Origin of the sequence: Lysobacter antibioticus, assembly GCF_001442535.1 — a bacterium.
Classification (GTDB): Bacteria; Pseudomonadota; Gammaproteobacteria; order Xanthomonadales; family Xanthomonadaceae; genus Lysobacter; species Lysobacter antibioticus.
In genome coordinates, this window is record NZ_CP013141.1 from 5,045,547 (window position 1) to 5,058,972 (window position 13,426).

Here is a 13,426-nt window from a genome sequence, read left to right on the forward strand (position 1 = left end):
GAGCGACTCGGACGCGGGGCTTTTTCATACGGGACATCCCTGTCCCGATGAAAAACGGCCTGCATCCATGCAGGCCGCCCTCCGGGTCTTCTATGGCCTTCGCTAGCTCGTCGCGACGCACAGCAAACAACGGCAACGGCAACGGCAACGGCAACGGCAATATTCGTTGCTGTTGCTGTTGCTGTGGAGCTTGGCGCAGTTCCGAACTAACGATGCAACCGTAGACCCGGAGGGCGGCGCACAGGACGTGCGCCGTTTTCCGATAAGACAGGGACGTCTTATCGGAAAATCCCGGCGCAGGCATCGCACTCGTGGCCTGTGCCCTTGCAAGGAAAGCCCTTTTCTTTGGTTACTTTTGACCGAAGGGAATCCAGGTGGACTTTTGGGCTTAGCAAAAGAAAGTAACCCGGCCGCTTCAGCGGGCGGAAGCTTTGCAGTGGATGTGGCTTCATCGCTCTGCGGTAAGAAGCGCAGCAACCGTCAGCTGCGCGGTCGCGACTCGCGTCGCTCCTACCCTGAAGCGATGGCAAGTGACGACGCTAGATCGAGAGAACGCGGTCGCGGCTCACGCCGCTCCTACAGGACGCCTCACACAGCAGCGCCGCACCCCTACTGCAACTGATAAGAGAAACTCAGATTCCAGCGCGCCTTGCGGTCGTCGGCCTCCAGCGGCAGGTCCGCGGTCGGCCGGGCATAGGCGAAGTCGACGTTGTAGTGATGGTTGTCGGACAAACGAATGCCCAGCCCCACCGATCCCAGCTTGTCGATCGGCGGGCGGCCTTGGGTCATCGACACTTGGGCATGTTGCACGACCAGATAGGGCGATACCGATTTCAACCAGCGCGATTGCGGGCGGAAGTTGCGGCTGAGTTCCAGCGACAACCCCCAGCCCTTGTCGGCCGACACTTCGCCGGGGTCGTAGGCCAAGGCGAAACGCGAGGCGCCGAAGCTGATCTGCTCGGACGAAGGCAGGCGGTTGCGGCTGTACTGGGCGGTGCCGCGCAGGATCGCCAGATAACGCTGTTCGGCCCAGCTCCGGCTCTGTGCGTAACCGAGGTTGTAGCGCCGGAACGAAACATCGTTCGGCGTGGCGAATTCGACGCCGGCGACGTTGGTGACCGTGCTCGCCGAAGCGCCCCAGGCATCCAGGCCGCGCGCGATCGACAGGCTGATCTGGCGGGCGCTGTTCTTCTTGGCTTTGGTGTAGTCCAGGGTCGCCTGCAACACGCGCGTCTTGGAGCGTTGCTCCAGGGTCGCACCGGTCGCGGTGTTGCGGTAGGCATCGACCTGGTCGGCACCGTAGATGCCGGCGCCGATGAAGATCGAGCGTTCGTTGCGCAGCAACCACGGGTAGCGGGCGCCGAACGCGAGACGATCCTGTTCGACGCGGTGATCGAGGAACTCCGGCAACGGCGTGCGGCTGGCCGGTTCGCCGCGATAGCGCGAGCCGTCGACGCGCCCGATCCAACCGTCGCTGCCGAACAACTGCGAATAGCCGGCGCCGTAGAAACGCTCGTCGCCGCGGCCATCGGGATACAGAGTCGACAAGGTCCATTGCTCGGCCAGCGGGGTCAGCGCGTTGAGCTGCAGATTCATCAGCCCCTGGGTGCCGGGATGGTTGAACTCCAGCGCCCAGGTCGCGTCGTAGCGCTTGCCGCCGACGTTGAGTTCCAGCGCGGTCGCGCCGTCGGTGGTGGTCGGTGCGGGCACGTTGATCGCCATCTTCGCGCCGGGCAGGAAGCCGAGGATCTGCGAGTAACGCTCGAACGTGCTCTGGCGCAGCGGCCGGTCGTCGAGGATGTGCTGGGCGATCGCGCGGATCTTGCGTTCGAGCTTGCCCGGCTTGCCGCTCAGGCGCAGCTCGGCGACATAGCCTTCGACCGCGATCACGCGGACCACGCCGTTGGCGAAATCCTGGGTGGGCAGATAACAGAACGACAGCGCGTAGCCGTGTTCGCGATACAGCTTGCTGCAGGCCTCGGCGGCCTGCAGCAGCTCGGCGACAGTGATGTTCTTGCCGGCGAGCGGACTGAACACCCCCGCGACCTGCTCGAACGGAATGGCCTTGACGCCGGACACGTCGAACTTGCTCGGCGTGATCTGCACGGCGAGCAAGGCGGCCATTTCGGGGTTCTGTTGCGGCGCGACCGTGGTGCTGACTTTCGGGTCGGTCTTGGGCAACGGCGCCTGCGGCAGGGTCTGCAACGGGTTGCCGGTCGGCAGGCGGTCCTGGGAATACGCCGGCAAGGTCGAATACAAAAGCGCGGTGACCGTCAGCGCGAGTAAGTAGCGTTTTCCCGAAAGGCCTGTTCGCATGCACGCGCCCCTGCGTTTAGCGTGGTCCATCCAGTCGAATGGTTCGCATTGGGAAGATCTGCACTGGGAAGATCTGCATTGGAATGGCGCGTCCGCCGTTCGGCGGAACGCGCCTCCCCAAGACTCATGCGGTCACCATACGCCGTTGTTGCGCGACGGGAACGGGGCCTTGCCCGTTCCCGCGCGTTGCATCACAAACTGCGCTCAAGGATCTTTCTTCAGCAGGCTGGTGCCGAGCAGTCCACCCTGGGTGGTGGTACCGCCCAACGCGCCGCCGAGCAGGCCGGTAGTGGTGCTGGTGCCATTGAGCCCGGTCGCCCCGGCTACGCCGTTGACGACCGTGCTCAGCCCCTGGGTAACCGGCTGCAAAGGACCATTGACCACGGTGGTCGCGGTCGTGCCGACCGTGGCCACGCCGCCGCCGACGCTCGTCACCGCACCGCCGACCAGGCCTGTGACCGGAGCCAACGGCGTGGTGGCGCCGGTGCTGGTCAGTGCCGCACCGGTGCCGCCGACCGTGCCGCCGAGACCGGCGACGCTGGTGGTCACGCCGGTCGCGGTCACCCCGACCGGATTGGCGATGCTGCCGGCATTGCCCATGCCTGCGGTGATGCCCGAGCCGACCGTGCCGAGGCTGCCACTGACGCTCTGTACCGCGCCACCGATCACGCCGGCCGCGCCGCCCGGAACCGGAACGCCGCTGAGCTGCGCGCCGACCGTGCCGCCCGCCGCGGCCACGCCACTGGTCGTGCCGCCTACGCTGCGCGAGACATTGGCGACGAGGTTGCTGCCGCCGCTACCGCCGGTGGTGCCGCCGTTGGCCTGGCCGATACCGGCAACCGGGGTCAGCACGTTGCTGACCGCGCCGGTCAGTGCCTGTCCGGTCTGACCTTCGATCAGACCACCGACTTTCGGCGCCAGGCCTTCGACCTGGTTGCCTACGCCGGAGATCAAGCCACCGGCGGTGCTGGTCAGCGGTTGGATCGGCGAGCCCTGGAAGGCGCCTACGGTCGCTACCGTCTTGCCGAGGTCGTCCACGGTGTTGCCGACGTTGACCACGACGTTGTCGACGCCGGCCGCGGTCGTGCCGACCGGGTTGGCGATGTTGCCGGTCTGGCCGATGCCGGCGCTGGTCGCCTGCCCCAAAGCCGTGATGGTGTCGCCGATATCGTCGACGACGGTCGCAAGACCTTGCGTGGTCGGGGTGTTGCCGCCAAGCAGTACCTGGTTCGGGATTTGCGCGCCGAGCCCGCTGATCGCGCCGCCGACGCCGGTGAGCAAGCCGCCGCCGGTCGTGCCGATCGAGCCGACTACGCTACCGGGCGGGGTCGTGGTGGAGCCGGGTGGATTACCCGGTCCGCCAGGCGTGCCGGGGCCACCGGGAGTGCCGGGGCCACCGCCGCCGGAACCGCCGCCGCCAGAGCCGCCACCGCCCGAGCCGCCGCCGGAACCTCCACCACCCGTGCCGCCGCCTCCTGAGCCGCCGCCGCCCGAACCGCCACCCCCGTCGCCGCCCCCCCGGGATTAGGATTGAAACTCGATTTGACGCCGCCCGAGCCCGAGCAACCCGTGGTCGATACCGTGACCGTCAGGATGCAGGCTGCAAGCAGGCTGTAAGAAAGGGCTTTACGAATGCCGTGAGATTCCATTAGGTCCCTCCGAATGCAGCGCGTGCTGCTTCGTGCGCGTATATGTGGCTACGCCTGCGTTCGCTCTATGCGGCGACACGGGCAAGCTCCCCTATCACACTTACAGTTGCCTTTCTGGTGTGTAGTCGCCCAAGGCTGCTCCGATTCATCGTTTATAAAATGTGATGTTCATCACGTTTATATGGAGACGTGCGCATATTTCCGATAGCCGGTTAAACCGGTGAGAAAAGGTGATTTTCGTTCATCGATGAGCGCTGGAACGAGCGACCGGCACAAGAGCGGACACCGCCCTGCGTAACCGTACGGTTACGCCCTTCAGCGTTCTGAATGCAAGTGTTAAATCACAACTCGAACGTGTCTTCTGCGGGGCGCGCATGCATACGCCCCGGCCACGCCGATGCGGCGCGATCTGTTCAGTGGTGTCGCACGGTTTTCTTCTTTCGAACGCTTATGCAGTAAGCGTTATCGGCGCAAACAGGACTACGCACGACGATTCGTGCCGGACCGGCTTCACCACTCGACCGTGCCGCGAACCACCGCCTGCACGCGTCCGCCGATCCACACTTCGCGATCGTCGTCGATGCGGATCTCGATGCAGCCATCGCGGCCGACCTCGCGCCCCTGGCTGATCTGGTAGGCATCGCCGGCCTCGATGCGGCCGGCGGCGAGCAAGGCCGTCGCGATCGCCGCATTAGCGCTGCCGGTCACCGGATCTTCGGCGATGCCGTCGCTCGGGCAGAAGGCCCGCACCACGTAGGCGAATCCGGGCTCCCGGGTTCGCGCGAACACCGCCAGCCCCAGCGCATCCTCGCCGCTCAAGGCCTGGATCGCCGCCAAGTCGGGGCGCATGCCGCGTACCGCGGCGGCGTCGGCGAGTTCGGCCACCCACCAACGCGGCCCGTTGTCCCACAACGCCGGCACCAACGGCCCCCATGGCACTCCGGCCAACGCCGCGTCGAGCAAGGCCTGCTCGTCGTCGCCGGTGAGGCAACGCTGCGCGCGCGGCGTGCGGATGCTGACCCGCAGGCCGTTCGCGTCGTGGACGATGCGCACCGGCAAATGCCCGGCCGCGCACTGCTGCACCAAGGCTTCGCTGCGCGGCGAAACGCGTCCCGCATCGAGCACCGCCCAGGCCGCGCCGATGCTCGGATGACCGGCGAACGACAGCTCCTGGCGCGGAGTGAAGATACGCACCCGATAATCGGCGCCTTGCTCGGGCGGCAACAGGAAGATCGTTTCCGGCAGATGGGTCCAGGTCGCAAACGACTGCATCGCCTCGCTGTCGAGGCCTTGCGCATCGAACACCACCGCGAGCGGATTGCCTGCACCGATGCGGTGGGCGAAGACATCGAGTTGCAGAAAACGGCGCAGGCTCATGGATGCCGAGCGTACAGCCCGCGGCGCGTACGTTCATGTGCCTTCGGCACGATTGACGCGACCGATGAGGAGTTCGACGCCGTTAGCGCGAACGCGTGCGGCCGAAGCGAACGATGTCGTGCGAGCGAAGCGGCAGCGATGCAGCACAAGGGCGCGGCCAAGGCAGCCGCCCCTTGCGCTGCGGTTCGCCGATCAGTCGCAGAACCAGGTCTGCTTCTGGAAGATCGCCGTGCGCTCGCCCCACGAGCTGTACTGGCCGCCGCAGCTTGCGACGGCGCCGCCGACTTCTTCGCCGGCCTCGTTGAAATACAGAATCGAATAACCCTGCCACGGAGGCGCGGCCTTGACGCTGCCGGCCAGAGCAAATCCACCCAACACCACCGTCGCCACTGCAATTGCGATAAGACGCATCGTCGTTCTCCCCTTGCTTGATTCGTGCCCCGCCGGGCCATGCCTCGCCGGAGCGCTGGAAACCCCGCGACGCTCGCGCAAAGCGGAAAGCCCCGGAAGACCGGAGCTTTCCTGCGGCGCGAACGCCGCGAACCGTATGCGCGACGCCTCAGCTTTCGGCTGCGCAGCCCTGCACGAAACGCTTGTTCTCGGTGGTCTGGCCCCAACGGCCGTCGGCGGCGCCGCAACCGGCGGTCCACTTGCCGACCTGCGCGCCCTCGGCGTCGTAGTAGTACCAGGTGCCCTGCCAGTTGTAGGCCAGTGCATTGAACGACACGCCACCCACCATCGCCACCGCCATGACGGCAGCGAACAATCCGATACGACGCATGCGATTTCTCTCCCGATTGCGCGGCGTCATTCGCCGCTCGGGCACCTTATGCCAGCGCGCGAGCGCAGCGGCGCGATCGGGCGTCCGAGCTTGTATCCACTTATCGAATTCGTGATTGCTATCGCTATTGGCTGTTTTTCCGCTGCGTAAAGCGCCTGCGATCGCACTCCTCGCGACGCGTCCGGGCGAGTCTGCGGGGTCGTGCCGGCGCATTCAGCACGGACGATGCTGCAGCGCACATGCATGGTGCGCGGCGCTACGACGGACAACTGCATCGCCGCCTCTGGGTAGGAGCGGCGCGAGCCGCGACCGCGTCCGATCCGATGGCGGTGCAGCCACGAGCAAACTCGCGCAGCCTTCCGCCCGCTCGTTGAAACTCGCCTGCAATCCGTTGCTCACGCCGCCACGGGCGACGGCGCGGTCGCGGCTTGTGACCGAAGGAAATCCAGTAGGACGCCGCTCCTACCCCAAACCCGCCGGGCTTCGGATGCCCGCGCGGCCTCCCTCAGGCCGCGAGCAAGGCCGGCAATTGCGCCGGCGCGGTGGCTAGGTGCTGGGCACCGGCTTGGCGCAGTTCGTCTTCGCTGCCGAAACCCCACAGCACGCCGATATTGCGCATGCCGTGCTCGCGCGCGCCTTCGATGTCCATGCGCCGGTCGCCGATCATCAGGCACTGTTCCGCCGACAGTTCGAAACGGCGCAGCGCCTCGCCGATCAGATCGACTTTGTGGGTCAGGCGGCCATCGCGGCTGGAACCGATGACGTCGTCGAAACGGTCGCCGAACGGCAGGCCGCCGAGAATCTTGCGTGCGTTGTCTTCGTTCTTGGCGGTGACGACGGCCAGGCGATGGCCGGCGCCGTGGACCGCATCGAGCATCTCGGCGACGCCGTCGTAGACCGAGAGCTCGGTCCAGCCTTCGCGGCTGTAGCGCTCCAGGTACAGCGCGACCGCCTGCTCGACGCGAGCCTCGTCGCCGAGCAGGGGCAGGAAGCTGGTGCGCAGGGCCGGGCCGATCCAACCGCGCAGCTCGGCCTGCGACGGCACCGGATGACCGAGCTGCTCGAAGGCATACGACACGCTGCGGGTGATGCCCTCGGCCGAGTCGATCAGGGTGCCGTCGAGATCGAAGAACAGGGTGATCGGTGCGCCCACGATCAACCCGCGCGCTGCTTGAGCGCGGTCACCGCCGGCAGTTCCTTGCCTTCGAGGAACTCCAGGAAGGCGCCGCCGCCGGTGGAGATGTAGCTGACCTCGTCGGCGATGCCGTACTTGTCGACCGCCGCCAGGGTGTCGCCGCCGCCGGCGATCGAGAACGCCTTCGACGCGGCGATGGCGCGCGCCAGGGTCTCGGTGCCATGACCGAAGGCATCGAACTCGAACACGCCGACCGGGCCGTTCCAGACCACGGTGCCGGCGTTCTTGATCAGCTCGGCATAGCGCGCGGCGGTGTCGGGGCCGATGTCGAGGATCATGTCCTCGGCGTCGACCGCATCGACGGCCTTGACCGTCGCCGGCGCATCGGCGGCGAACTTGGGCGCGACCACGACGTCGGTCGGCACCGGGATGTCGGCGCCGCGCGCCTTGGCGTCGGCCATGATCTGCTTGGCGGTGTCGATCAGGTCCGGCTCGACCAGCGACTTGCCGACGCTGTGGCCCATCGCGGCGATAAAGGTGTTGGCGATGCCGCCGCCGACGATGAGCTGGTCGACCTTGGACACCAGCGAGGACAGCAGTTCGAGCTTGGTCGACACCTTGGAGCCGGCGACGATGGCGAGCAGCGGACGCGCCGGGTGTTCGAGCGCCTTGGCCAAGGCGTCGAGCTCGGCCATCAGCAGCGGACCGCCGGCGGCGACCTTGGCGAAACGGATCGCGCCGTGGGTCGAGGCCTGGGCGCGGTGCGCGGTGCCGAAGGCGTCCATGACGAACACGTCGCACAGCGCGGCGTACTGCCTCGACAGCGCCTCGTCGTCCTTGCCCTCGCCGACGTTCATGCGGCAGTTCTCGAGCAGCACCAGCTGACCGGGCTGTACCTCGACGCCGCCGACCCAATCCTTGATCAACGGCACCTCGATGCCGAGCAGTTCCGACAAGCGCTGCGCCACCGGCGCCAGCGAATCGGCCTGGCTCCACTGGCCTTCCTTGGGACGGCCGAGGTGCGAGGTGACCATCACCGCCGCGCCCTTCTCCAGCGCCAGCTTCAGCGTCGGCAGCGCGGCGAGGATGCGCAGTTCGGAGGTGATGCGGCCATCGTCGATGGGGACGTTGAGATCTTCACGGATCAACACGCGCTTGCCGGCGAGATCGAGATCGGTCATGCGAACGATGGGCACGGGGCCTCCTGAGGCGTTGCGGGGGGATGGAATGAGTCGAACGGGGACGTGGCTCGCTCGGGGGAGCCGGCGCCGGGGTGGCTATTGTCGCGGCGCGGGGGGCCGAAATAAACCTTCGTGTCTGAACGGAGGCATTGGCGGGGCTCATCCGTGTGAAAACGGCTTGGCATGGGGCCGGCGACTGGGCCTGTGCTCGGCGCTGGCCGCGCGGCGAGACCGAAGTGGCGCGGTCGCGGCTCGTGACCGAAGGAGTCCCTGTGGGACGCCGCTCCTACCCAAGAGCGACCGCGTTGCCGTTGTCGTTGTCGTTGCTGTGATTTTGATTTGTCGCTTTGCCGGTCAAGTGGAGACCCGGAGGGCGCCGCACAGGACGTGCGGCGTTTTCCGATAAGACAGGGACGTCTTATCGGAAAATCCCGGCGCGGGCTGCGTGCTCGCAGGGGAGCTTCGTCAAGGAAGGCCTTTTCTTTGGTTATCTTTCTTTTGGGCCAGCAAAAGAAAGTAACCCGGCCGCGTCATCGGACGGAAGCTCTGCACTTGCTTGAAGAACACGCCGGCAGTCGCCAGGACGAGGTCGCGACTTGCGTCGCTCCTACCCTGGAGCGCCCCCATAGGCGTGCCGCTGCGAACCCACCCCTGTAGAGCGACGTGAGTCGCGACCGCGGGACGCGTAGAGGTAGCAAGGCCAACGTCATCCATCGAAGTGGCGTGCTTTCGCCAGAGTAGGAGCGGCGCAAGCCGCGACCGCGCTGCGATGGTCTTGCCGCGCCTCTTTTAAGCAAGATCAGGATCAAACGCCAAAAGCTTCCGCCACTAAAGCGGCGGGTTACTTTCTTTTGTCATAAGCAACAAAAGTCCGTCTGGATTCCCTTCGGTCAAAGGTAACCAAAGAAAAATGCTTCTCTTTGAATCACAGGCCCGCACGAGCGATGCATACGCAGGGATTTTTCATACGGGACATCCCTGTCCCGATGAAAAACGGCGCGCATCCCTGCGCGCCGCCCTCCGGGTCTTCTATCGCCTTCGCGAGTGCAGCACTGCGCACAGCAACAGCAACAGCAACAGCAACAGCAAAAAACTTAAAGTCACCGCTATAGAAAAACTGAAGTCATAGCCGTGGCGAATGCGGAGCTGGAGCTGCAGCTAAAGGCCAGGCAACGCGACCGCGGCCCCTCCCATCACCCCACCGGCTTCGAGCTACGCAGCAAACTGAAAGCAAACCCGGCCACGATCAGCGCCCCCGCGACCAGCACCGCCCACAGCAGCCACGAGCGCCAGTCGCGCTTCGGTTCCGGCGGCACCAGGGCGGCGGGACCGGCCAAAGGCGCGGGTTCGCCGAGGCTGGCTTCGGCCGGTTGCCAGTCCTTGCCGCGGGTCTGGCGCAGGGCTTCGATCAGATGCGCGAGCGGCGAATCGGCGCGGGCGGTGCGCGCGCTGCCAGCAACCAGAGCGTAGGGCGGTGCGCCCTGGGCCAGGAATACGGCTACTTCGGGACGATAGCCCAGGCGCAGCACCGGTTCGCCGGGCACCGCGGCGTTCGCACGCAGGCGCCAGTGGCGGTCGCGCACGGTCGCGGCGAGTTGGCGCGCGGCGGAACGATCGCCCTCGCCCTGGCCGGCGACGCGGAATGCCATCCACGGGCCGGCCTGTGGATGCCAGCCCTGCTCGGCGGCGTCGCGGCTGTCGAGGCGCCATTCCAAGGCATGGTTGCCCGGCAGGGCGACATCGATCTGCTGGATCGGAAAGCGACCGTCGAGTTCGTATTCGAACGCGACGCCGCCGTCCTTCTGCTCGATACGACGGCCTTTCAGCTCGCGCCATTGCAGCGGCGCGGCTGCGGCGTTACCGGCCAGCTCGGCTTTGACCGCGCTGATCTGCGCGGCGGCCTTGGGGTCTTGCGGGGTCAGGCGCAGGTAGCGCGCTTGTTCGCCGACGCTGTCGAAGACGATGCGCCGCTGCAGCAGGCGTTGGCCGCCGCGTTGCAGGTCGACCAGGCGACCGCTGCTGCTCAGGTTGCGCCATTGATCGAGGTCGTCGCTGGCTTCGACGCTGTAGGCCGCATCGAGCGCGGCGCCAGGCATCCATTCCAGTTCGAGCGCGAGGATCGGCCGGCGCAAACGGCTGGCGTCGATCAACAAGGCGGTCTGCGGCAAACGCGTGGTGTCGGTGGCGGTGCTGCGCGCTTCGACGCGACGCAGGCGGCCGTCGGTCTCGACTTCGCTGATCAACTCCCAACCCTGGGTCGCCGAGTCCGACGGCGACGCCGGCAAAGCGAACCACGGCAAGGCCACGCGCTGCGGCGCGCGCGCCAAGGGCTGTTCGGGGGCGAACACCGAAGCCGGCACCGGCGTGCCGCTACCGTCGATTACCTCGACATCGCGCAACTGCGGGCTCTGCGCCTGCCGATAGACATTCTCGTCGAGCACGACGCGATAGGCGCCGCCGTCGTCGCGGCTGAGGTTCAAGGGCCATTGCCGCGCGTAGTCCTCGCGCGGGCCGGCCCAGGCCAACAGCGGCACCACGGCGAGCAACCAGGCGCTGCGGCGGAATCTGGAAATCATGCTCATGCCTGGGCCTCGTGAGTGTCGCGCGGATCGCGGTCGGGCCGCGTATCGTCGCGCGGCGGCATCGGCGCACCGGGCGGCGCCGGAGCGAAATAGCCGACCAGGGTGCACAGCAGGCCGTAGGCGATGAACGAGGCGATGCCGAGCAGGTTGCCGAGATGGCCGCGATCGACCAACACCAACTTGGCCAACACCACCGCCATCAGCACCGCACCGGCCAGCCACAGGCCGCGCTGGCCGCGGCGCGATCCGGCGATCCAGCCGGCCACGCCGAGCACGCTCCAGACCACGGTCAGGCTGGTCTGCACCAGGCTGGTCGAGAACATCGACGACGACCACGCCACCCCGCCCCAGTAATGCGCGCTGCGCAGCACTTCGACGGTGACCAGGACGAAGCCGGCGGCGGCCAGCAAGGGCACACGGCGGCGCTGCAGTTCGGCCCCGACCAGCGGCGAGGCCAGCCATGCGCCGAACACCGTCAACACCGCGCACTGCATCAGGCCGAGCGGGTTGACCAGCGGCAGCCACATCAGCGGATGCGGATTGGCCGGGGTGGCCAGGATGAAGCCGATCGCCAGCGCCAGCACGATGGCGAACGAGGCCATCAGCGGCGCGCGCCAAGCGGCGAAGCGCTGCGGCAAGGGCTGTGCGACCAGACCCGGGCGCCACAGGATCGCCGCGGCCATGACCAGCATCGGCAGCAACAAGGCCGCGACGGTCCAGCCGGTGCCAAGCGCGGGAATGCCGTTGCGCTCCCACAAGGTCGACACGCGCAGCAGGGTCACGCCGATCGCCAAGGCCCACGCCCACCACCAACCCGAATGGCCCACGCCGAGTTCGCCGCCGGCGCGCTCGCGCAGGCCGATCAGGTTGCGCCAGCCGAGCACCGCATACAGCGCCCAGGCCAGCCAACCGAACCCGGCCAGCGGGTAGTCGTGCAAGTCGGCCTGCACGAACAACAAGGGCAGCGCCGACAGCAGGGCGAACATCGCGGTCAACGACAAGGCTTTCCAGGTGTGGCGACGGAACACTTCGGCGGCGATCCAACCGCTGACCGCGGTCAGCATCAGCACCGCATCGGCGCTGTGACGGTCGGGGACGAAGTCGGCGATCTCGCTGCCGACCGCACCGAGCCACCAGGCCAGACCCCACAGGTAATACGGCAAGGCCGGCCCTAGGCTGTCGCTGCGGCGATGGCTCCAGGCGCTGGCGAAACCGGCGATGGCGATCAGCAGAGCGCCGGCGAAGCTGGCGTTGAGCACCGCTACTTCGGCGTCCCAGACCGCATCGCTGGCGCCGATGACGAAGGCGAATGCGGCGGCGCCCTGCAGCAGGAAGCCGACCAACTGCGGCAGGCGACGCTGCTGGCGCAAGCCCAGCCAGACCATCGCCGCGCCTTCCAGCGCGAACACGCAGGCGGTGGCCTCGGCGGCGAGCGCGAGCGGAATGGCCAGAGTCGCGAAACCCGCGGCGAGCAAGGCATACGGCGTCGACAGGGCGAGGAAGCGTTCGTCGCGACGCAGCCACCACGCCAGCGCCGCGTACAACGCGCCCAGCCCCAGCGCGCAGAACGCCAGCGGCATGCGATCGCCTTCGAGCAAACCGGCCTGCAGCGAGAACGCGACCAGCGGCGTGCCGAACACCAGGCAGCCGTCGATGAGGTCGCGGCGCCCGGCCGGACGCTTGCGCGCATACAGCACCGGGATCAGCAGATAGAAGGCGAAGAACAGCAGCAGGAAGGGCTCGGTGGTGGAGAAATGCTCGGGGCGGTACTTGAGCACGCCCCACAAGGTGCCGATGCCCCAGGTGAAGACGAAGCCGAGCAGATTGAGCACCCGCCACGGCCGCCACCAGGCGATCGCGAAGATGCCGGCATTGAGCACGGCGTAGTAACCGAACAGGGCGACGTGGTTGCCGGAACCGGTCGACAACCAGATCGGTGCGAGGAAGCCGGCGAGGATCGCGAACACCGCCAGCGCCATCGCGTTCTGCTTCACCGCCAGCACGCCGGCGCCGGCCACCAGCACCACGCTGATCGCGAACGCCGCTCCGGCCGGCATCAGCTGGTACAGCTTGAAGGCCGCGAACACCACCAACAGCAGCACGCCGATCGCGCCGCCCTGCAGGCTCAAGGCGAAGCTGCGCTTGCGTTCGCGCTGGCGCCAACCGAACACCAGCCCGGCCATGGCCGCCAGGGCGACGCCGGCCAGGCGCAGTTCGATCGGCAGGTGCAGCCAACCCTGGTCGGTCGCGTATTTCAACAACGCGGCGACGCCGGCGAACAACACCAGCATGCCGACCTTGACCGGCACGTTGCCTTCGGTGAACCAACGCCGCAGCCAACGCGCGGCGACCGTGAACACGTCCGGCGGCGGCGGTGCGGCCGGCGCGCGCCAAGCCGCGGGCGC

General features: G+C 67.2%; 9 protein-coding genes. All 9 read right to left on the reverse strand.

What is annotated here, in order from left to right; translation table 11 throughout:
- Positions 1-609 precede the first annotated feature (609 nt).
- Complete coding sequence (locus tag GLA29479_RS20420) at positions 610-2,316, reverse strand: ShlB/FhaC/HecB family hemolysin secretion/activation protein (RefSeq protein WP_169795702.1); 1,707 nt, start codon at positions 2,314-2,316, stop codon at positions 610-612.
- A gap of 204 nt (positions 2,317-2,520) precedes the next feature.
- Entirely contained in the window at positions 2,521-3,597 is a 1,077-nt protein-coding gene (locus tag GLA29479_RS20425; RefSeq protein ID WP_057972676.1) for a collagen-like triple helix repeat-containing protein, read from the reverse strand.
- 878 nt (positions 3,598-4,475) lie between these two features.
- Complete coding sequence (locus GLA29479_RS20430) at positions 4,476-5,342, reverse strand: PhzF family phenazine biosynthesis protein (protein ID WP_057972677.1); 867 nt, start codon at positions 5,340-5,342, stop codon at positions 4,476-4,478.
- Between the two features lie 192 nt (positions 5,343-5,534).
- The gene (locus tag GLA29479_RS20435) at positions 5,535-5,753 is read right to left on the reverse strand and encodes a DUF6289 family protein (protein ID WP_144436652.1); all 219 of its coding nucleotides are present in this window, start codon (positions 5,751-5,753) and stop codon (positions 5,535-5,537) included.
- A gap of 148 nt (positions 5,754-5,901) precedes the next feature.
- Complete coding sequence (locus GLA29479_RS20440) at positions 5,902-6,123, reverse strand: DUF6289 family protein (RefSeq protein WP_057919018.1); 222 nt, start codon at positions 6,121-6,123, stop codon at positions 5,902-5,904.
- A gap of 505 nt (positions 6,124-6,628) precedes the next feature.
- Positions 6,629-7,276: an HAD hydrolase-like protein gene (locus GLA29479_RS20445; RefSeq protein ID WP_057920184.1), complete on the reverse strand. Its 648-nt coding sequence runs from the start codon at positions 7,274-7,276 to the stop codon at positions 6,629-6,631.
- A gap of 2 nt (positions 7,277-7,278) precedes the next feature.
- On the reverse strand, positions 7,279-8,454 hold the full coding sequence (locus tag GLA29479_RS20450; protein ID WP_057972678.1) for a phosphoglycerate kinase: 1,176 nt from the start codon (positions 8,452-8,454) through the stop codon (positions 7,279-7,281).
- Positions 8,455-9,632: 1,178 nt separating this feature from the next.
- The gene (locus GLA29479_RS20455) at positions 9,633-11,021 is read right to left on the reverse strand and encodes a DUF3999 domain-containing protein (RefSeq protein WP_057972679.1); all 1,389 of its coding nucleotides are present in this window, start codon (positions 11,019-11,021) and stop codon (positions 9,633-9,635) included.
- Positions 11,018-13,381 carry a DUF2339 domain-containing protein gene (locus tag GLA29479_RS20460; protein ID WP_057972680.1) on the reverse strand — a complete coding sequence of 788 codons (2,364 nt, stop codon included), beginning with the start codon at positions 13,379-13,381 and terminating at the stop codon, positions 11,018-11,020. Before GLA29479_RS20460 ends, GLA29479_RS20455 begins: the two co-directional genes overlap by 4 nt.
- Between the last annotated feature and the right edge of the window lie 45 nt (positions 13,382-13,426).